This is a genomic window from Cupriavidus sp. U2, assembly GCF_009663685.2.
In the GTDB taxonomy this organism is placed as follows: domain Bacteria; phylum Pseudomonadota; class Gammaproteobacteria; order Burkholderiales; family Burkholderiaceae; genus Cupriavidus; species Cupriavidus necator_C.
The window spans coordinates 108,098-126,868 of record NZ_RCOG02000022.1 but is presented as its reverse complement, the minus strand read 5'-3'; the positions used below and the strand labels follow the sequence as shown (position 1 = coordinate 126,868).

Sequence of the window (18,771 nt, the reverse complement as noted above, 5' to 3'; positions counted from 1 at the left end):
TATTCTGTGATGTCTTTGACGATATGCGGGCAGCGGCCTGCGACGATCAGGCGAACTGGCGCAGGAAGCGCACGTCGCCCTCGAAGAACAGGCGCAGGTCGTTGATGCCGTAGCGCAGCATCGTCAGGCGCTCCAGGCCGGAGCCGAACGCGAAGCCGATATAACGCTCGGGGTCCAGGCCCATGTTCCGCAGCACGTTCGGGTGAACCTGGCCGGAGCCGGAAATTTCCAGCCACTTGCCATTGCCGAAGGCCATGTCGATTTCGGCCGACGGCTCGGTAAACGGGAAGTACGAGGGGCGGAAGCGCACCTGGATATCGTCGCGTTCGAAGAACTTGCGCAGGAAATCGGTGTAGACACCCTTCAGGTCGGCAAAGCTGACATCCTCGCCAATCCACAGGCCTTCCACCTGGTTGAACATCGGCGAGTGCGTGGCGTCGCTGTCCACGCGATAGGTGCGGCCCGGGCAGATCACCTTGATCGGCGGCATCGGCTTGCCGGCGTACTTCTGCACGTGCATGCGGGCGTAGCGCACCTGCATCGGGCTCGTATGGGTACGCAGCAGCAGGAGCTTGTCGTCGCTGTCGCGGCCGTCCACATAGAACGTGTCCTGCATCGACCGTGCCGGATGGTTGTCCGGGTTGTTCAGCGCGGTGAAGTTCATCCAGTCGGTTTCGATCTCGGGGCCGTCGGCCACATCGAAGCCGATCGAACCGAAGATCTGCTCGACACGCTCCCACGTACGCATCACCGGGTGCACGCTGCCGCGCGCCACGGCGCGGCCCGGCAGCGTCACATCGATGGCCTCTGCGGCCAGGCGTGCGTTCATCAGCGCATCGGCCAGCGCCTGGCGGCGCGCCTGCAGCGCACCCTCCACCTGCTGCTTGACCTGGTTGATACGGGCGCCCTCGGTCTTGCGGGCTTCCGGGTCCAGCTTGCCGAGGCCCTTGAGCAGTTCGGTCAGCGCGCCGGTCTTGCCCAGGAAGCGGGCCTTCTCGTTTTCCAGCGTGGCGTTGTCGTTGGCGGCGGCGAAGGCGGCCTGTGCGTCGGCGACGATTTGATCCAGATCCAGGGACATGACGGCTATACGTGGACGGTACGTGGATGGTGCATAGGAAGGATAGGCACTGCCGCCGGGCGCGATACGCGATACACGGTAGGTCGCACGCGGCGATGCATTGTCATTTCGGATGCCGCCTCGGCCCGGGAAAGCCCCGGTCCGGCATGGCATTCGAAATGAAAACGGGGCTCGGTGAGGAGCCCCGTTTCAGCAGACCTTGCGGTCGGTGCTTGCCCGGAAGCGCGTTACGCGCTTCCCGAACGGCCATCAGGCAACGGAGGCTTTCACCTGGTTGACGATGGCGGCAAAGGCAGGCTTGTCATGGATGGCCATGTCCGACAGCACCTTGCGGTCCAGTTCAATCGAAGCCTTCTTCAGGCCGTTCATGAACACGCTGTAGGTCATGCCATGCTCACGCGTCGCGGCATTGATACGTGCAATCCACAGCGCGCGGAACACGCGCTTCTTGTTGCGACGATCGCGGTATGCGTACTGGCCAGCACGCATGACCGCCTGCTTGGCGATACGGTAGACATTATTGCGACGGCCGCGGTAACCCTTGGCAGCGTCGATAACCTTCTTGTGACGGGCCCGTGCAGTGACCCCACGCTTTACTCGAGGCATGTAATACTCCTTTCGTTATCGGTTGGGGTTATGCGTAAGGCATCATCGCGCGAACGGACTTCAGGTTCGTCTCATGGACGTCCTGGGTGCCGCGCAGTTGACGCTTGTTCTTGGTGGTCTTCTTCGTCAGGATGTGACGCTTGAAGGCCTGGCCGCGCTTGAACGAACCGTTCGGGCGCGCCGTAAAGCGCTTGGAGGCGCTTTTCTTGGTCTTCATCTTAGGCATGAATAACTCCAGCTCTATGACATGCATGCAGGTGGATGACTGGCGCCATCACTTGCAAAACCCGCATCCACTTGTTTTTGTACGCGGCACCGGGGCGCAAACCCCGTACACCACGCACGATTTCCGCGCAGGGCGACGCCGGGATACCCCCGGCATCCCGGCCGCCGCCCCACACAGGAATTACTTCTTCTTCTTGGGAGCCAGCACCATCACCATCTGGCGACCTTCCATCTTCGGCATCTGCTCGACCTGACCCAGTTCTTCCAGGTCAGCCTTCAGACGCTCGAGCATGCGCGCGCCAATTTCCTGGTGGGCCATCTCACGACCGCGGAAACGCAGCGTGATCTTGGTCTTATCCCCATCCTCCAGGAAGCGTCGCAGGTTGCGCAGCTTTACGTTGTAGTCGCCATCATCCGTGCCAGGACGGAATTTCACTTCCTTGACCTGGATGATCTTCTGCTTGAGCTTGGCCTCATGGGCGCGCTTGGCTTCCTCGTACTTGAACTTGCCGTAGTCCATGATGCGGGCTACGGGAGGAGCCGCGTTAGGCGCGATCTCCACCAGATCCAAGTCCTTGTCCTCGGCCATGCGCAGAGCGTCCATGAACTTGACGATGCCGAGCTGCTCGTTATCAACCCCTACCAGGCGCAGCTCAGGCGCGCTGATTTCCCGGTTGATACGGTGACCTTTGTCTGTAGCGATGTTCCGTTACCTCAAGAAGACAAAAAAACAAGCCGTGCTTCACACCCTCAGGCTTTGCTGGCAACGTCGTTCTGAAGACGTTCCACAAACGCGGAAACGGGCATGACACCCAGATCCACATTGCCACGGGCACGCACGGCCACTTGATTGGCGTCCCGCTCCTTGTCGCCCACCACTAGCAGGTAGGGAATCTTCTGGAGCGAGTGCTCGCGGATTTTATACGTAATTTTCTCGTTACGCAAATCCGCCTTGGCCCTAAACCCTTGTTTTTGCAAGAGTTGCACGACGTTTTCGGCATATTCCGACTGCGATTCGGCGATATTCATGACGACCACCTGCTCCGGAGCCAGCCAGGCGGGCAGCGCACCCGCATGGTTTTCCAGCAGGATGCCCAGGAATCGCTCGAACGAACCCAGGATGGCGCGATGCAGCATGACCGGACGCTTCCGGCCGTTGTCATCCGCCACGTATTCGGCACCCAGGCGTTCCGGCAGCACGAGATCGAGCTGCAGCGTACCGCACTGCCACGAACGGCCGATCGCGTCCTTGATGTGGTATTCCACCTTCGGGCCATAGAAGGCGCCCTCACCCGGCAGCTCCTCCCACTCCACGCCGCAGGCGCGCAGCGCCAGGCGCAGGCCATCTTCGGCGTGATCCCAGACGGCATCCGAGCCGGCGCGCTTTTCCGGGCGCAGCGACAGCTTGACCTTGACGTCCTTGAAGCCGAAATCGTCATACACCGAGAATGCGAGCTCGTTGAAAGCCTTCGCTTCCTCGACGATCTGCTCTTCCGTGCAGAAGATATGTGCATCATCCTGCACGAAACCCCGCACGCGCATCAGGCCATGGAGCGCACCCGACGGCTCATTGCGGTGGCACGAGCCGAATTCGGCAAAACGCAGCGGCAGGTCGCGGTACGAGCGCAGGCCGTGGTTGAAGATCTGGACATGTCCCGGGCAGTTCATCGGCTTGATCGCGTAGTCGCGCTTTTCCGATTCCGTGACGAACATGTTTTCCTTGTAGTTCTCCCAGTGGCCCGACTTCTCCCAAAGAGAACGATCCATCACTTGCGGCGTCCGGACTTCCTGGTAGCCGGCTTCCGTCAGGCGGCCGCGCATGTACTGCTCGACGGCCTGCCAGACGCTCCAGCCCTTCGGATGCCAGAACACCATGCCCGGCGCTTCCTCTTGCAGGTGGAACAGGTCCAGCGTCTTGCCCAGCCGGCGGTGGTCGCGCTTCTCGGCTTCCTCCAGCATCGTCAGGTACGCTTCCTGGTCTTCCTTCCTGGCCCAGGCCGTGCCGTAGATGCGCTGGAGCATCTCGTTGTTCGAGTCACCGCGCCAATAGGCGCCGGCCACCTTCATCAGCTTGAAGACCTTGAGCTTGCCCGTCGACGGCACGTGCGGCCCACGGCACAGATCGACGAAGTTGCCTTCGCGATACAGGCCGATTTCCTGGTCAGCCGGAATGGACGCGATGATCTCTGCCTTGTACTTCTCGCCCATCGAATCGAACAGCGCCACCGCCTCGTCGCGGTTCCACACTTCGCGCGTGACTTTCTCGTCCTTGCGGGCCAGCTCCGTCATCTTCTTCTCGATGGCGGCCAGATCCTCGGGCGTGAAAGGACGCTTGTAGGAAAAGTCGTAGTAGAAGCCGTTCTCGATGACCGGACCGATCGTCACCTGCGCATCGGGGAACAGTTCCTTGACGGCGTAGGCCAGCAAGTGGGCCGTCGAATGGCGGATCACGTCGACGCCGTCGGCGTCCTTGTCCGTGACGATGGCCAGCGAGGCATCGCGGTCGATCGTGAAGCTCGTATCGACCATGCGACCATCGACCTTGCCGGCAAGCGCAGCCTTGGCCAGGCCCGAGCCGATGCTCTGCGCCACTTCAGCCACCGTGACGGGGCCGGGGTACTCGCGACGGGAACCGTCCGGCAGCGTGATTGCGATCATCATTGCACCTCTTGTGGATGCCGCCGCGCCGGCGTCTGGGCACCAGGCGGGCGGACAAAGCAACTTTTGTGGCGCCGGGCCGCCAGATGCGGCGCACGCGCGCATCGGACAACACCGGCAACGGAAATCTCTCGGACTGACCCGCGCCCAACTTCGGGCGACGCGGCAGCTTAGCAGTACGCTGGCAAACGACAGACGAAAAAAAACGCGGCCAAGGCCGCGTTTTTCTGTGTTTCCCCGCATCCTGCACGGGTCGAAGGCGCACCTCGACTACTGTCGCTAACCAGCGGTAGTAGTTCGAGTTGTCATGTTCATGGTGCGCTTCCGGCGTTGTACTGCATGTTCGTTGGTAGGCTCGATTGGACTCGAACCAACGACCCCCACCATGTCAAGGTGGTGCTCTAACCAGCTGAGCTACGAGCCTAGCGAAGCGCAGAGTATAACCTTATTTTCGCCTGGCGTGCAACACCCCCTGCACTTCCTCGATCAGTTGCAGCGCCCGTTGCAACTGCGTGGCCTCGGACACTTCCGCCGTAAACTGCATGCGCGCCACGCCCTTGCTCGACAGCGTCTTGACGCCGGTCACGTTGATTTTCTCCCGTGACAGCACTTCGGAGATATCGCGCAGCAGGCCCTGGCGATCCACCGCTTCCACCTGGATATCCACCGGATACACCGCGTCGCTGCGCTTGCCCCATTCCGTCTGGATCACGCGCTCCGGCGCCCGCGCCGACAGTTGCAGGAACGTGCTGCAGTTGCGACGATGGATCGACACCCCGCGGCCGCGCGTGACAAACCCGACGATCTCGTCAGGCGGCGCCGGCTTGCAGCAACGCGACATCTGAGTCATCAGCGAATCCACGCCTACCACCAGTACGCCGCTCTTGGCGCCGCGCGCCACGCTGGTGGCGCGGCTCTTCTTGGTGACGGCCTCTTCCTCGTTGAACTGCGGCTGCGCCTCGCCCTCCGGGTGACGTAGCGCATGCTCCACATGCCGCAGGCTGAACTCCTCCTTGGCCACGGCCGCGTAGAGATCGTCGGTCGATTTGAAGTTGAGCCGGGTGGCCAGGTCGTCCAGGTTGACGGCCGTCTTGCCCTCGCGCTGCAGCGTCTTTTCGATCAGCGCCCGGCCCTGCGCCAGCGTTTCCTGCGAATCGAGCGCGTTGAACCAGGCTCGCACCTTCGACCGCGCGCGATTGCTCGCCAGGTAGCCAAGCTCGGGGTTCAGCCAGTCGCGCGACGGGCCGCCCTGCTTGACCGCCACGATCTCCACGGTCTGCCCGTTCTTGAGCGGCGTGTTCAGCGGCACCATCGATCCGTCCACGCGCGCCCCGCGGCACCGATGGCCCAGATCGCTGTGCAGGTAATAGGCAAAGTCCACCGGCGTCGCGCCCTGGGGCAGTGCCACCACGCGCGCCTGCGGCGTCAGCACATAGATATGGTCGTCGATGGCGGCATGCTTGAGCTGCTCCCACGGCGAATCCTCGTGCGCGACGGTGTGGTCGGCCTCGTCCTTCCAGGCCAGCAGCTGCCGCAGCCAGGCAATCTTCTCGTCGTAGGTATTGTCGGCCGCAAACTGGCCGCTGTAGCCCTTGCCGCCGGCCTCCTTGTAGCGCCAGTGCGCGGCCACGCCGTATTCGGCAAAGTGGTGCATCTCCTGCGTGCGGATCTGCACTTCGAACGCGCGCCCGTCGTCGCCGATCACCACGGTATGCAGCGACTTGTAGCCGTTGGCTTTCGGCCGCGAGATATAGTCGTCGAATTCGCGTGGAATCGGCTGCCAGATATGGTGGACGATTCCCAGGACGGTGTAGCAGTCCTTGATGTCGTCGACGATCACGCGGAAGGCGCGCACATCGTACAGATCGGCAAAATCGAGTTCCTTGCCGCGCATCTTCTTCCAGATGCTGTAGATGTGCTTCGGCCGGCCCGTCACCTCCGCGCGGATGCCGGCCGAAGCCAGTTCCGACTGCAGGCGCGCGATGGCCTGCGCGATATAGCCTTCGCGCTCGATGCGCTTCTCGTCCAGCAGCTTCGCAATGCGCTTGTAGGTATCGGGCTGCTCGAAGCGGAACGCCAGGTCTTCGAGCTCCCACTTCACCTGCCAGATGCCCAGCCGGTTGGCCAGCGGCGCATAGATGTCCAGCGTTTCGCGGGCCACGCCGGACAGCGGCGGAGTCTTGGTCTGCGCCAGCCAGCGCAGGGTCTGCAGGCGCGACGCCAGCCGCACCAGCACCACGCGGATATCCTGCGCAAACGCCAGCAGCATCTTGCGCAACGCCTCGACCTGCTCGTGGCGCGCGGCCACCTGCGATTTCGACGCCTCCGACACGTCGGCCTGGGTCACCGCGATGGCGCCGATACGCAGCAGCTGGCGCACCCCCTTCACCAGGCGCACCACCTCCTCGCCAAATCTGGGTTCGATCTGGGCCTCGGCGTCGGGCACGAAGGCCGCCGCCGCGAACAGGCAGGCCGCCGCGCGCGCGGCATCGTCCACCCGCAGGCCGTCGAGGATGCGCAGCATCCCTTCGGCGTGCGACAGCACGCTCTCGCCGGTCGGCAACAGCACGGGGTTATCGCCGTCTGCCACGTCGCGCACAAAGGCCAGGGCGCGTTCGACGAGCCCGGCATCCGGAATGCCTGCGGTCTGGCCCGTCAGCTCCGTTGACGTCACCATGTCACAACGCCTGCATCAATTGAGGGCGGCCGTCACCACCACTTCGATCAGATAGTCGGGATTGGCCAGCCTGGCTTCCACGGTTGCACGCGGGGGCGTGTTGCCCTGGGGCACCCATTCGTCCCACACCTCGTTCATCTCGCCAATGCGGGTGACGTCGGTCAGAAAGATCTGGCACATCAGGATGCGCGTCTTGTCGCTGCCGGCCTCGGCCAGCAGGCGGTCGATATGACCGAGCACCTCGCGGGTCTGGCCGCGCAGGTCGGCCTTGGGGTCGACCTCGGGCACCTGGCCGGCCAGGTAGACCACGCCGTTGTAGACCGCGTATTCGGACAGACGCTTGCCCACGTGGGCGCGCTTCAGGGGGTTGGTGCTCATATCAGATTCTTCTCAGCAAAAAATTCGTTACGTACCCAGGAAGAATTCCCGGGCAATGGCAATCTGGGCCGGATCGATAAACGTGGGCGCGTGCCCCACATCGGGGATTTCGACGGACGATACCTGCTTGCCGCGCGCCACCATCTCCGCCACCGTCTCGCGCAGCAGCAGGTCGGACTGGGCGCCGCGCACGATCAGCGTCGGCCCCGGCGCCGCCTCGAACATGTGCCACAGCACCTGCTCGCCGGCCTGCACCGCCTCCGGGGGCGTCTCCTTGAACGGCACGGCCAGCGCGGGATCGTAGTGCAGCCCCCACTCCAGCCCCTCGGCGCCCTGCACTGGCTTGAGGATGGCGCCGTTCAGCTCGCGCCATTGCTCGGGCGTATGCCGGCCGAACGATGTACTGATCGTCTGCAGGTACGCCAGCCCTTCCTCGAAGGTCTTGAACCGCACCGGCAGGCCCAGATAGGCGCCAATGCGCTCCAGCGCCTGCGCGGTGACGCGCGGCCCCACATCGTTGAGCAGCAGCTTGCGCACCGGCGACTTCGGCAGGCCAGCCAGGCCCATGCCGATCAGCCCGCCCATCGACGTGCCGAACCAGTCCACCTGTTCGACGTTGAGCCGGGCGATCAGCGTGACCATGTCCGACACATACTGCGGCACCACGTAGTGATGCGGGTCGGCCAGCCATTCCGAGCGTCCGCGGCCCACCACGTCCGGGCACACGACGCGATACTCGTCGGACATCGCCCGCGCCAGCGCGTCGAAGTCGCGGCCGGTGCGCGTCAGGCCGTGCACGCACATCAGCACGCGCGGATTCAGGGGATCGCCCCATTCGTGATAGGCCATGCGATGCAGGCCCGCCGGGCTGATGCACTGAACGAACCCGAGGCGCGGACTGGAAGACATCTGGGACTCCCCTGCTGGTGCCACCGCATCCCCTGCGGCGTGCGAGTTTTTTCGGAATTTCTTGCCCACGATGAAACACCGGGCAGGACGCGACGAAATACGGCGCCAGGCCAAAGCCGGATTGTACGCCCTGCGAGTACAATGCCACAGCACATCCTGACACTCCCGACGGAGGCTTACATGCTCAAAGGCAAGACGGCACTGGTCACGGGCTCGACCAGCGGTATCGGACTCGGCATCGCGCAGGCTCTGGCCGCGCAGGGCGCGAACATCATTGTCAACGGATTTGGTGATGCCGACGGCGCAAAGGCGGAAATCGCCCGTGCCGGCAGCGGTATCCAGGTGGGCTACCACGGCGCGGACATGAGCAAGTCCGCCGAGATCGAGGACATGATGCGCTACGCCGAGAAAGACTTCGGCGGCGTGGACATCCTGGTCAACAACGCTGGCATCCAGTTCGTGGCCAAGATCGAGGAATTCCCGGTCGACAAGTGGGATGCGATCATCGCCATCAACCTGACCTCCGCCTTTCATACCACCCGTCTCGCCCTGCCGTCGATGAAGGCCAAAAACTGGGGCCGCGTCATCAACGTGGCGTCCACCCACGGCCTGGTGGCCTCGGCCGAGAAGTCGGCCTACGTGGCAGCCAAGCACGGCATTGTCGGCTTCACCAAGGTGACCGCGCTGGAAACCGCGCAGACCGGCGTCACGGCCAATGCAATCTGTCCGGGCTGGGTGCTGACCCCGCTGGTGCAGAAACAGGTGGAAGCCCGCGCGCAGAAGGAAGGCATCCCGGTGGAACAGGCCAAGCGCGAGCTGGTGCTCGAAAAACAGCCGTCGGGCCAGTTCGTCACGCCCGAGGAACTGGGCGCGCTGGCCGTGTTCCTGTCCAGCGAAGCGGCCAGGCAGGTGCGTGGCGCGATCTGGAACATGGATGGCGGCTGGGTGGCGCAATAAGGAGGCAGCGATGCAGCGTAGTCAATCGCGACGCCATGCCCTGCGCACCCTTGGCGCAGGCGCCCTGCTGCTGTCGCCGCTGATGGCGGTGGCCCAGGCGCCGAAGGCGCTGGCGATCGACGTCTACAAGAGCCCGACCTGCGGCTGTTGCGAGGACTGGGCCAAGCACCTGCGCGACAACGGCTTCACCGTAGCCACGCACGATGTGGACGATACTGGCGTGTATCGCCAGAAATACGGCATTCCCGAGCGATTCGGCTCGTGTCACACCGGTGTCATCCAGGGCTACGGCGTCGAGGGCCACGTCCCTGCCGCCGATATCAAGAAGCTGCTGGCAGCCAGGCCGAAAGCCGCCGGGCTGGCCGTCCCGGGCATGCCGGTGGGCTCGCCGGGCATGGAGTACGGTCCGCGCAAGGAGCCGTTCGACGTGCTGCTGGTGAAATCCGATGGCGCAGCTTCGGTCTTTTCCAGCTACAACAAGCCGAAGACCTGAGCCATGGGCGCCTGAGCCGACGATGAGCCGGCGATGAGTCGGCATCTCGGTTCCGTCCAAAGCAAAAACCCCCGCCAGCTCGCGCCGGCGGGGGTTTTTGTTCGAGGCTGCGTGCTTGAGGCTGCGGCGCTCAGATCAGTTCGGCTTCCGTCTTCGCCTGGACTTCCTCGCGCGACACACCCGGCGCCGTTTCCACGAGCTTCAGGCCTTGCGGCGTCACGTCGATCACGGCCAGGTCGGTGATGATGCGGTTCACCACGCCCAGGCCGGTCAGCGGCAGGTTGCATTCCTTGAGGATCTTGACGTCCTCGGTGCCGTCCTTCTTCTTGGCCGTATGCTCCATCAGCACCACCACGCGGCCCACGCCGGCCACCAGGTCCATGGCGCCGCCCATGCCCTTGACCATCTTGCCCGGGATCATCCAGTTGGCCAGGTCGCCGCGCTGGCTGACCTGCATCGCACCAAGGATGGCCAGGTTGATCTTGCCGCCGCGGATCATCGCGAACGAATCGGCCGACGAAAAGATCGACGAGCCCGGCAGCGTGGTGACGGTCTGCTTGCCGGCGTTGATCATGTCGGCATCCACTTCGTCCTCGGTCGGGAACGGGCCGATGCCCAGCAGACCGTTTTCGGACTGCAGCCACACTTCCATGCCTTGCGGCACATGGTTGGCCACCAGGGTCGGCAGGCCGATGCCCAGGTTGACATAGAAGCCGTCCTGCAGCTCGGCGGCCGCGCGTGCGGCCATTTCATCACGTGTCCATGCCATGATCTATCTCCTTACTTGGCACGCACGGTGCGCTGTTCGATGCGTTTTTCGGGGCTGGTGTTCAGCACGATGCGGTGCACAAAAATGCCCGGCAGGTGAACATCATCCGGGTCGATATCGCCGGTGTCGACGATCTCTTCCACTTCGGCGATCGTGATCTTGCCGGACATGGCGCACACCGGGTTGAAGTTGCGCGCGGTACGGCGGAACACCAGGTTGCCAGCCTTGTCGGCCTTCTGGGCCTTGACGATGGCCACGTCGGACACCAGCGACTGCTCCATCACGTAGGTATCGCCGTTGAATTCGCGGGTTTCCTTGCCTTCCGCGACGATCGTGCCCACGCCGGTCTTGGTAAAGAATGCCGGAATGCCCGAGCCACCGGCACGCAGCTTTTCGGCCAGCGTGCCCTGCGGCGTGAATTCGAGCTCGAGTTCGCCGGCCAGGTACTGGCGCTCGAACTCCTTGTTCTCGCCGACGTACGACGAGATCATCTTCTTGATCTGACGGGTGGCCAGCAGCTGACCCAGGCCGAACCCGTCCACGCCGGCGTTGTTCGAGATGCAGGTGAGCTGCTTGACGCCGCTGTCTCGCAGTGCGGCGATCAGTGCCTCGGGGATGCCGCACAGACCGAAACCGCCCACGGCGATCGTCTGGCCGTCGCGTACGACGCCCGCGAGCGCCTCGGCGGCGCTGGCGTAGACCTTGTTCATGTTCGCTCCTTCCTCGGTAGTCCCGCTCTTGCGCGGCCGGTTGGCCACACGCGGAAATTGTAACGGTACAATCGGCGGTCAGGCGCCGCCGTTGACGCCACAAAGGATACGTCAACGGATGCCGCGAACGCCATTACGTAAAAGTACATAAGGGATAATGCCGGCCATCGACTACCAGACCGCATTCCAGCTGGCTCCGGTCGGCCTGGTGCTCTCGCGCGCCCGGATGATCGAGGATTGCAACAGCGAGGTCTGCCGGATCTTCGGCACCACGCGCGAAGCCCTGATGGGGCAGTCGTTCCAGGTGCTCTACCCCACCGCCGACGAGTTCGAGCGCACCGGCGCGCGCATCGTGCCGGTCATGAACACCAAGGGGCTGTATTCCGACGAACGGATCATGAAGCGCGCCAGCGGCGAGCTGTTCTGGTGCCATGTCACGGGCCGCGCACTGGACCGCAACGATCCGCTCGGCGCCGGCATCTGGACATTCGAGGACCTGTCGCAGAAGCGGCCGGTCACGGCCGAGCTGACCGCCCGGGAACGCGACATCGCCGCGCAGCTGGTGGAAGGCAAGACCAGCAAGCAGATCGGCAAGCTGCTGGCCATCAGCCCGCGCACCGTCGATATCTACCGGGCGCGACTGATGAAGAAGTATGGCGCGCATACCGCCGTCGATCTGGTGCAGCGGCTGGTGAATCATTGACGGCTCGCTGCCCTTGCCCGCACAGGGCCAGAGGGCCCGGCGGTGCAAGCGGCCACAGATCGGCAAGCAGAACCTCTTTACCCTCTCCCTCCGCCCTCTCCCGTTTCACGGGAGAGGGGACCTGCCGAGTGCGGGCTAAAGGCCTACGCCTCGATCAAACGCCGAATTTCCTCCGGCACCGGCACGCTCTTCTCCGCCGCGTAGTCGCACCACACCACCTTGGCGCCGCCTTCCGCCCAGACCACATCAGGCAGGTCGGTCCGGCGGATCTCGATCTTCGTCTCGAAGCTCGACCGTCCCAGCTGGCCCGCGTACACCCGGCATTCGATAGCGCCGGGGTAACGCAGCTGCTTCAGGAACGTCATGTGGGCGTTGATCAGCACGGGCCCGTGGCCGTTGCCGTCCCGGCCATTGCGGCCGATCGACGCGAACCACTCGATTCGCGCCTGCTCCAGGTAGCGGAAGTAGACGGTGTTGTTGACATGGCCCATGGCGTCCATGTCACCCCACCGGATCGGCATCACGCAGGTGAAGACGTGCTTCATCAACGCTTGGCGATCGACGCTTCGGCCTTGGTCACCAGGTCGGCGCCAATCTGCTTCTTCCACTTGTCGTAGACCTTGGCCGTGGCCTTCTTGAACGCGTCGTGCTCGGCCGGGGTCAGCGAGACCACCTTCACGCCGTGCTGCTCCATGTCCTTCCAGGCCGGCGCGCCCGGCTCCACCAGACCCTTGCGGGCCAGCGCGATTTCCTGCTTGCCGGCGTCGATGGCGGCCTGCTTGACGATCTCGCGGTCAGCCGGGGTCCAGCTTTCCCAGATCTGCTTGTTGACGACGAAGATCAGCGGATCGGCGACGTAGCCCCAGGTCGTCACGTACTTCTGGCCGACCGTATAGAGCTTGGCGGCGGCGAACACGCTCTGCGGGTTCTCCTGGCCGTCCACCGCGCCGGAGGCCATGGCCGGCTGCGCATCGGCCCAGCTCATCTGCGTCGGGTTGGCGCCCAGCGCATTGAAGGTCTCGATGTACAGCGGCGAACCGACCACGCGCAGCTTCAGGCCCTTGAGGTCCTCGGGCTTGCGGATTTCGTGTTTCGAATTCGACACTTCGCGGAAGCCGTTCTCGCCCCAGGCCAGCGGCACCACGCCTGCCTTTTCCAGCATGCCGAAGATCGACTTGCCAACTTCGCCCTGCGTCAGCGAATCCAGCGCCTTGTAGTCGGGCATCAGGAACGGCAGCGAGAACAGGTTCAGCTCCTTGACCTGCGGCGACCAGTTGATGGTCGAGCCCACGGCCATGTCGATCACGCCCTGGCGGATGGCCGAAAACTCGCGCGTCTGGTCGCCGGCCACCAGCGACGTACCCGGATACAGCTTGATATTGATGCGGCCGCTGGTGCGCTGGCGCACCAGGTCTGCCCAGATCTCGCCGCCCTTGCCCCACGGGAACGCGGGGCCCAGCACCAGCGACATCTTGTATTCGGGCTTGTAGGTCTGGGCCATGGCGGCCGGCGCGGCAAAGGCAGCAGCGGCGATCGAGGCGGCAACGGACAGCATCAGGGCACGGCGTTTCATGCGGGAATCTCCTCGTTTCATCTTCGTCTTGTCGTTCAAATCAGTAGCCCAGGTAGTCGGGCAGCCAGGTGGCCAGCGGCGGATAAGCCAGCACCATCAGCATGGCGATGAACATCGCCAGCAGCATCCAGATCACCCAGGGCACGGTTTCTTCCATGCGCACGCGGGCGATACGGCACGACACCATCAGGTTCACGGCCAGCGGCGGCGTGAACTGGCCCAGCGCCACTTTCAGCGTCAGCACCACGCCAAACCATACCGGGTTCCAGTGGAAGGCATTGGCGATGGGCAGCAGCAGCGGCACGAAGATCAGGAAGATCGAGATGCCGTCCAGGAACATGCCCACCGTCATCAGGAGCAGCACGATCAGCGCCAGCACGCCGTATTCGCCCAGGCCCGAATGCGCAATGGCATTGGCCAGCGGGTCGATCACGCCCAGCGTGGACAGCGCGTAGGCAAAGATGCCGGCCAGCGCCACCACCAGCAGGATCACGGCCGACGTTTCGGCCGCCTCCTGGAAGATGGTGAACAGGTCGCGCATGCCAATGCTGCGGTAGATCACCATGCCGACGAACAGACCGTACACCACCGCCACCACGGCGGCCTCGGTGGGCGTGAACCAGCCCGCGCGCATGCCACCCAGGATCAGGAACGGCGCCACCAGCCCCCACGCGGCCTCGCGCAGGCTCTTCCAGAACGGTGGGCGCGGCAGCGCAGCCTCGATATGCCCCATGTTGTGCTTGCGCGCCAGCCACACGGCCGGCACGATCAGCGCCACGCCGGCCAGGATGCCCGGGACCATGCCGGCCGCGAACAGCGCCGGCACCGACGCGCCCGGCACCAGCACGCTATAGATGATGAAGGCCACCGAAGGCGGAATCAGGATGTCTGTGGCCGCCGCCGCGCCTACCACCGCCGCGCTGTACGAACCCGGATACCCGGCGCGCGACATCGCCGCGATCATCACGCCACCCACGGCCGCCGCATTGGCGGGGCCCGAGCCGGAAATCCCGCCCAGGAACATCGCCACCAGGATGGCCACCAGCGGCAGCATGCCCGGCCCGCGCCCGACGATGGCGATGGCAAAGGTCACCAGCCGCTGCGCCACGCCGGAGCGGTCGAAGATCGACCCCACCAGCACGAACATCGGAATCGCCAGCAGCGGATACTTGGCCAGCCCGGCATAAAAGTTCTGCGGCACGGCCAGCAGGCCGAACATCTGCGTGTCCAGGTTCGACAAGCCGATGGCCACCAGGCCGCCCAGCCCCAGCGACACGCCGATCGGCACGCCCAGCAGCATCAGGCCGATGAACACCACGAAGAGAATGATGGCGACCAGCGTCATTGCGGCTGGCCTCCATCCTTGTTCGCTGCATGCAGGGCCTTCAGCGCGCGCACATTGCGCAGGGCCAGCGCCAGCGCGCGCAGCGCGATGGCGCCCGACAGCACGGGCAGCCAGATCGAATACCACCAGCTTGGCACGCCGATGCCCGGCGAGGTCTCGCCGAACGCGTATTCATCCCAGGTAATCCGCGCGCCGAGCACCGCCAGCGCCAGGAACATCACCGCCACGGCCACGGCCGACAGGACGGCCAGCCGCTTCTGGCGCGCCGCGCTGCCCCGCTCGAAGAAATACTCGATACGGATATTGCGGTCGCGCGCCACGGCGGCGCTGCCGGCCACCAGCGCCAGCACGATCATCAGGAAGACCGAGAATTCCTCGGTCCACGCGAACGATTCGTCGGTGAAATAGCGGACCACCACGTTGGCAAATGTGATGGCCACCAGCAACACCATCACAATGACGCCAACCCAGTCCTCGATACGCGGTGAAATGCGGAATTCGCTGTCGCGCGCCTCGTCGGCGGCTTCGGGAACGATCACCGAATCGACGACGTGCTGCGGCCCGGCGTCGCGCCGTGCCTGTTCTTCTTGAGCCATCAAAACCCGGCCTCCGGTTCCGGGCCGCCTCTGGCCAGCTGGCCGTCCGAGACGTTTCTCCTGTTGCTTATTCTTCTAGGCCCGCCCCCGCCCCCTAAAGGGTCAGCGGTCAGACCATGCCATCGTCGGCAGTGACCACCGCGCCATTGATAAAGCGCGATGCATCGGACGCCAGCAGCAGCAAGAGGCCATCGAGGTCTTCGGGTTGGCCCAGGCGCTTGCGCGGCAGCATCTGGATCAGCTTCTGCCCCGCGTCGGTATCCCAGTGGTGGTGGTTGATTTCGGTGTCGATATAGCCGGGGCAGATCGCGTTCACGTTGATACCGTGACGCGCCCACTCCAGAGCCATGGCCTTGGTCATGTGGACCACGGCGGCCTTGCTCATGCAGTAGACACCAATCTGCGACAGTACCTTGAGACCGGCCACCGACGCAATATTGACAATGCGGGCCTGCGGCAGCGGATTGCCCGTCTTCTCGGCGCCCTTGGCCCGCGCGATCATGCGCTTGGCCACTTCCTGGGCCACGAAGAACGCGCCGCGCGTGTTGGTATCGAAGACGAAATCGAAGTCGTCGGCCGTGACGTCGGTGAGCTTCTGCGTGGTGGACACGCCCGAGTTGTTCACCAGGATATCGATGGAGCCGGCCTCGGTTTCGGCGTGCGCCACGGCGGCGCGGATGCTGTCGGGGTCGGTCACGTCCAGCCGCACCACGTGCGCGCTGCCGCCATCTGCCTCGATCGCTGCCCGCAATTCCTTGAGCCGCTCCACGCGGCGCGAGGCCAGGATGACCTTGGCACCGGCGGCAGCCAGCACATGCGAAAACCGCGTACCCAGTCCGCTCGACGCCCCGGTCACCAGCGCGACCTTGCCTTCCAGATTGATCGACAAACCCATAGTTACCTCGGTGTGGGAGCAGCCGCGCCGGCCCGGCACGGCCCGCTGTTCCGCATCGCGGGCGCCTCGCGAGGCACCTGCCGATATACGGCCGCAGCTTATCAAAAAAAAGAACGGTCGTTCAAAAAAATGTCTTGCCTGAGGGTGTCGAGTCCCGGACAATGCCGGAGATTCTAAGAACTTGGTCCCCAAAGGGAAAGAGGAAAAACGCCTAGATCCGGTCCGGTCACCCGCCGATAGCCAGGTCAGCGCGCATGCCCCGCCGCGCCCGCACCGGGCAGACGCGTGCCGCCATACGTCGAACCCGCCTCGCACCCCCGGACGGCCCAGGTTCCGCAGAGCCACGATTACCGCATCCCACAATCCGCACGCCTGGAGAGGGCTGCACCATGCGGCAGTATTGCCGCCCAGAAGAAACTGAGGGTAAGAGACAATGGATCAGCAACAGCTCGTCGAGCAGTTCGGCCCGCGCGAAGCCATGGAATATGACGTGGTCATCGTCGGCGGCGGTCCCGCCGGCTTGGCCACCGCCATCCGCCTGAAGCAGCTTGCCGCGGAAAAAGGCGGCGACGTCAATGTGTGCGTACTGGAAAAGGGCTCGGAGCCCGGCGCGCATATCCTGTCGGGCGCCATCATGGACCCGATCGCGCTGAACGAGCTGATCCCGAACTGGAAGGAACTGGGCGCCCCGCTGAACCAGCCCGTCACCGAAGACAAGTTCCTGTTCCTGGACGAATCCGGCTCCAAGGCTGCCCCGCTGCTGCCCGAGTGCTTCCACAACGAAGGCAACTACATCGTCAGCCTGTCGAACTTCGTGCGCTGGCTGGGCCAGCAGGCCGAATCGCTGGGCGTGGAGATCTTCCCGGGCTTCCCGGCAGCCGAGGTGCTCTACAACGACGACGGTTCGGTCAAGGGCGTGGCCACCGGCAACATGGGCATCAACAAGGAAGGCGAGCCTACCGAGAACTTCCAGCTGGGCATGGAACTGCATGCCAGGTACACGATCTTCGCCGAAGGCGCGCGTGGCCACCTGGGCAAGCAGCTCATCGCGAAGTACCAGCTCGACGCCGGCCGCGATCCGCAGAGCTACGGCATCGGCCTGAAGGAGCTGTGGGAAATCGACCCGGCAAAGCACAAGCCCGGCCTGGTAGTGCACACGGCCGGCTGGCCGCTCGATCCGGCCACCTACGGCGGTTCGTTCCTCTATCACATGGAAGATGGCAAGGTCGCCGTCGGCTTCGTGGTGGGCCTGGACTACACCAACCCGTGGCTGTCGCCGTTCGAGGAATTCCAGCGATTCAAGACCCATCCGGAAATCCGCCAGTATTTCGAAGGCGGCAAGCGCATCGGCTATGGCGCCCGTGCCATTACGGCCGGCGGCCTGCTGTCGCTGCCCAAGACCGTGTTCCCGGGCGGCGCGCTGGTTGGCTGCGATGCCGGCTATCTGAATGCATCGCGCATCAAGGGCAGCCACGCCGCGATCAAGACCGGCATGATGGCCGCCGAAGCCGCCTATGACGCGCTGCAAGCCGGCCGCCAGCACGACGAACTGACGGCCTATCCGGCGGCTTTCGAGCAAAGCTGGCTGCACAAGGAACTGCTGCAGGCCAAGAACTTCAAGCAATGGTTCAAGAAGGGCCGCACCACGGCCACGCTGATGACCGGCATCGAGCAGTGGCTGCTGCCGAAGCTCGGCATCCGCAACCCGCCCTGGACCATCCACCGCACCAAGCCGGACCACGTGTACCTGAAGCCGGCCGCCGAGTGCCAGAAGATCGAGTACCCGAAGCCGGACGGCAAGCTCACGTTCGACCGCCTGTCGTCGGTGTTCATCAGCAACACCAACCACGAAGAAAACCAGCCCGCTCACCTGACGCTCAAGGACGCCAGCGTGCCGGTGAACGTCAACTGGGACAAGTTTGCCGGCCCTGAGTCGCGCTATTGCCCGGCCGGCGTGTACGAATTCGTGCAGAACGACGATGGCAAGGAACGCCTGCAGATCAACGCGCAGAACTGCGTGCACTGCAAGACCTGCGACATCAAGGACCCGACGCAGAACATCGTGTGGGTCACGCCGGAAGGTGGTGGCGGCCCGAACTACGTTGGCATGTAAGACACACTGCGCCCCCCGCGTAGTCACGGAGAACGCCGGCCAGTGGCCGGCGTTTTGCTTTGGCGCTTACGCAGACCAGGCAAGAT

General features: G+C 64.2%; 19 protein-coding genes and 1 tRNA gene. 4 read left to right on the top strand and 16 right to left on the bottom strand.

What is annotated here, in order from left to right:
- Positions 1–46: 46 nt before the first annotated feature.
- The 9 genes from pheS to phaZc form a co-directional block, all read right to left on the bottom strand.
- Positions 47–1,072 carry a phenylalanine--tRNA ligase subunit alpha gene (pheS, locus tag D9X30_RS17000; RefSeq protein ID WP_194946536.1) on the bottom strand — a complete coding sequence of 342 codons (1,026 nt, stop codon included), beginning with the start codon at positions 1,070–1,072 and terminating at the stop codon, positions 47–49.
- Between the two features lie 255 nt (positions 1,073–1,327).
- Positions 1,328–1,684: a 50S ribosomal protein L20 gene (gene rplT, locus D9X30_RS16995; protein ID WP_092595867.1), complete on the bottom strand. Its 357-nt coding sequence runs from the start codon at positions 1,682–1,684 to the stop codon at positions 1,328–1,330.
- 28 nt (positions 1,685–1,712) lie between these two features.
- Positions 1,713–1,910 (bottom strand): 50S ribosomal protein L35, encoded by a 198-nt coding sequence (gene rpmI / locus D9X30_RS16990; RefSeq protein WP_006575466.1) that lies wholly within the window; start codon positions 1,908–1,910, stop codon positions 1,713–1,715.
- 180 nt (positions 1,911–2,090) lie between these two features.
- The gene (infC, locus tag D9X30_RS16985) at positions 2,091–2,612 is read right to left on the bottom strand and encodes a translation initiation factor IF-3 (RefSeq protein WP_092595869.1); all 522 of its coding nucleotides are present in this window, start codon (positions 2,610–2,612) and stop codon (positions 2,091–2,093) included.
- A 47-nt stretch (positions 2,613–2,659) separates the two neighbouring features.
- Positions 2,660–4,567 carry a threonine--tRNA ligase gene (thrS, locus tag D9X30_RS16980; RefSeq protein ID WP_153948460.1) on the bottom strand — a complete coding sequence of 636 codons (1,908 nt, stop codon included), beginning with the start codon at positions 4,565–4,567 and terminating at the stop codon, positions 2,660–2,662.
- A 347-nt stretch (positions 4,568–4,914) separates the two neighbouring features.
- A tRNA-Val gene (locus tag D9X30_RS16975) sits at positions 4,915–4,991 on the bottom strand.
- Between the two features lie 21 nt (positions 4,992–5,012).
- Positions 5,013–7,244 (bottom strand): RelA/SpoT family protein, encoded by a 2,232-nt coding sequence (locus D9X30_RS16970; protein WP_153948357.1) that lies wholly within the window; start codon positions 7,242–7,244, stop codon positions 5,013–5,015.
- A gap of 15 nt (positions 7,245–7,259) precedes the next feature.
- Positions 7,260–7,622: a RidA family protein gene (locus tag D9X30_RS16965; protein WP_153948356.1), complete on the bottom strand. Its 363-nt coding sequence runs from the start codon at positions 7,620–7,622 to the stop codon at positions 7,260–7,262.
- 27 nt (positions 7,623–7,649) lie between these two features.
- Positions 7,650–8,531, bottom strand: coding sequence for a 3-hydroxybutyrate-oligomer hydrolase PhaZc (gene phaZc, locus D9X30_RS16960; protein ID WP_153948355.1), 882 nt, complete (start codon positions 8,529–8,531; stop codon positions 7,650–7,652).
- Between the two features lie 180 nt (positions 8,532–8,711).
- On the opposite strand from phaZc, the gene D9X30_RS16955 reads away from it, so the two are divergent.
- Together D9X30_RS16955 and D9X30_RS16950 are read left to right on the top strand one after the other, a co-directional pair.
- Positions 8,712–9,488: a 3-hydroxybutyrate dehydrogenase gene (locus D9X30_RS16955; RefSeq protein WP_153948354.1), complete on the top strand. Its 777-nt coding sequence runs from the start codon at positions 8,712–8,714 to the stop codon at positions 9,486–9,488.
- Positions 9,489–9,498: 10 nt separating this feature from the next.
- On the top strand, positions 9,499–9,981 hold the full coding sequence (locus D9X30_RS16950) for a DUF411 domain-containing protein (protein WP_153948353.1): 483 nt from the start codon (positions 9,499–9,501) through the stop codon (positions 9,979–9,981).
- Between the two features lie 130 nt (positions 9,982–10,111).
- On the opposite strand, the gene D9X30_RS16945 is transcribed toward D9X30_RS16950, so the two are convergent.
- On the bottom strand, positions 10,112–10,750 hold the full coding sequence (locus tag D9X30_RS16945) for a CoA transferase subunit B (protein ID WP_153948352.1): 639 nt from the start codon (positions 10,748–10,750) through the stop codon (positions 10,112–10,114).
- 11 nt (positions 10,751–10,761) lie between these two features.
- Complete coding sequence (locus D9X30_RS16940; protein WP_153948351.1) at positions 10,762–11,460, bottom strand: CoA transferase subunit A; 699 nt, start codon at positions 11,458–11,460, stop codon at positions 10,762–10,764.
- 157 nt (positions 11,461–11,617) lie between these two features.
- On the opposite strand from D9X30_RS16940, the gene D9X30_RS16935 reads away from it, so the two are divergent.
- Positions 11,618–12,163 (top strand): PAS and helix-turn-helix domain-containing protein, encoded by a 546-nt coding sequence (locus D9X30_RS16935; protein ID WP_153948350.1) that lies wholly within the window; start codon positions 11,618–11,620, stop codon positions 12,161–12,163.
- 143 nt (positions 12,164–12,306) lie between these two features.
- On the opposite strand, the gene D9X30_RS16930 is transcribed toward D9X30_RS16935, so the two are convergent.
- The 5 genes from D9X30_RS16930 to D9X30_RS16910 all read right to left on the bottom strand — a co-directional run bounded on the left by D9X30_RS16930 (position 12,307) and on the right by D9X30_RS16910 (position 16,572).
- On the bottom strand, positions 12,307–12,708 hold the full coding sequence (locus D9X30_RS16930; RefSeq protein ID WP_153948349.1) for an acyl-CoA thioesterase: 402 nt from the start codon (positions 12,706–12,708) through the stop codon (positions 12,307–12,309).
- On the bottom strand, positions 12,708–13,736 hold the full coding sequence (locus D9X30_RS16925) for a DctP family TRAP transporter solute-binding subunit (protein ID WP_153948348.1): 1,029 nt from the start codon (positions 13,734–13,736) through the stop codon (positions 12,708–12,710). Before D9X30_RS16925 ends, D9X30_RS16930 begins: the two co-directional genes overlap by 1 nt.
- Positions 13,737–13,776: 40 nt before the next feature.
- Entirely contained in the window at positions 13,777–15,081 is a 1,305-nt protein-coding gene (locus tag D9X30_RS16920; RefSeq protein WP_194946531.1) for a TRAP transporter large permease, read from the bottom strand.
- The gene (locus D9X30_RS16915) at positions 15,078–15,677 is read right to left on the bottom strand and encodes a TRAP transporter small permease (protein WP_153948347.1); all 600 of its coding nucleotides are present in this window, start codon (positions 15,675–15,677) and stop codon (positions 15,078–15,080) included. The genes D9X30_RS16920 and D9X30_RS16915 overlap by 4 nt, the downstream gene beginning before the upstream one ends.
- 109 nt (positions 15,678–15,786) lie before the next feature.
- Positions 15,787–16,572, bottom strand: coding sequence for an SDR family oxidoreductase (locus D9X30_RS16910; RefSeq protein ID WP_153948346.1), 786 nt, complete (start codon positions 16,570–16,572; stop codon positions 15,787–15,789).
- Between the two features lie 433 nt (positions 16,573–17,005).
- Here D9X30_RS16910 and D9X30_RS16905 point away from each other — a divergent pair, with 433 nt between their 5' ends.
- Positions 17,006–18,685, top strand: coding sequence for an electron transfer flavoprotein-ubiquinone oxidoreductase (locus D9X30_RS16905; RefSeq protein ID WP_153948345.1), 1,680 nt, complete (start codon positions 17,006–17,008; stop codon positions 18,683–18,685).
- The last annotated feature ends 86 nt before the right edge of the window (positions 18,686–18,771 follow it).

Excerpts from the sequence above, each read along its gene's own strand:
- rplT (WP_092595867.1), bottom strand. The coding sequence starts at position 1,684 with ATGCCTCGAGTAAAGCGTGGGGTCACTGCACGGGCCCGTCACAAGAAG.
- rpmI (WP_006575466.1), bottom strand. The coding sequence starts at position 1,910 with ATGCCTAAGATGAAGACCAAGAAAAGCGCCTCCAAGCGCTTTACGGCG.
- thrS (WP_153948460.1), bottom strand. The coding sequence starts at position 4,567 with ATGATCGCAATCACGCTGCCGGACGGTTCCCGTCGCGAGTACCCCGGC.
- D9X30_RS16970 (WP_153948357.1), bottom strand. The coding sequence starts at position 7,244 with ATGGTGACGTCAACGGAGCTGACGGGCCAGACCGCAGGCATTCCGGAT.
- D9X30_RS16965 (WP_153948356.1), bottom strand. The coding sequence starts at position 7,622 with ATGAGCACCAACCCCCTGAAGCGCGCCCACGTGGGCAAGCGTCTGTCC.
- phaZc (WP_153948355.1), bottom strand. The coding sequence starts at position 8,531 with ATGTCTTCCAGTCCGCGCCTCGGGTTCGTTCAGTGCATCAGCCCGGCG.
- D9X30_RS16955 (WP_153948354.1), top strand. The coding sequence starts at position 8,712 with ATGCTCAAAGGCAAGACGGCACTGGTCACGGGCTCGACCAGCGGTATC.
- D9X30_RS16950 (WP_153948353.1), top strand. The coding sequence starts at position 9,499 with ATGCAGCGTAGTCAATCGCGACGCCATGCCCTGCGCACCCTTGGCGCA.
- D9X30_RS16945 (WP_153948352.1), bottom strand. The coding sequence starts at position 10,750 with ATGGCATGGACACGTGATGAAATGGCCGCACGCGCGGCCGCCGAGCTG.
- D9X30_RS16940 (WP_153948351.1), bottom strand. The coding sequence starts at position 11,460 with ATGAACAAGGTCTACGCCAGCGCCGCCGAGGCGCTCGCGGGCGTCGTA.
- D9X30_RS16935 (WP_153948350.1), top strand. The coding sequence starts at position 11,618 with ATGCCGGCCATCGACTACCAGACCGCATTCCAGCTGGCTCCGGTCGGC.
- D9X30_RS16930 (WP_153948349.1), bottom strand. The coding sequence starts at position 12,708 with ATGAAGCACGTCTTCACCTGCGTGATGCCGATCCGGTGGGGTGACATG.
- D9X30_RS16925 (WP_153948348.1), bottom strand. The coding sequence starts at position 13,736 with ATGAAACGCCGTGCCCTGATGCTGTCCGTTGCCGCCTCGATCGCCGCT.
- D9X30_RS16920 (WP_194946531.1), bottom strand. The coding sequence starts at position 15,081 with ATGACGCTGGTCGCCATCATTCTCTTCGTGGTGTTCATCGGCCTGATG.
- D9X30_RS16915 (WP_153948347.1), bottom strand. The coding sequence starts at position 15,677 with ATGGCTCAAGAAGAACAGGCACGGCGCGACGCCGGGCCGCAGCACGTC.
- D9X30_RS16910 (WP_153948346.1), bottom strand. The coding sequence starts at position 16,572 with ATGGGTTTGTCGATCAATCTGGAAGGCAAGGTCGCGCTGGTGACCGGG.
- D9X30_RS16905 (WP_153948345.1), top strand. The coding sequence starts at position 17,006 with ATGGATCAGCAACAGCTCGTCGAGCAGTTCGGCCCGCGCGAAGCCATG.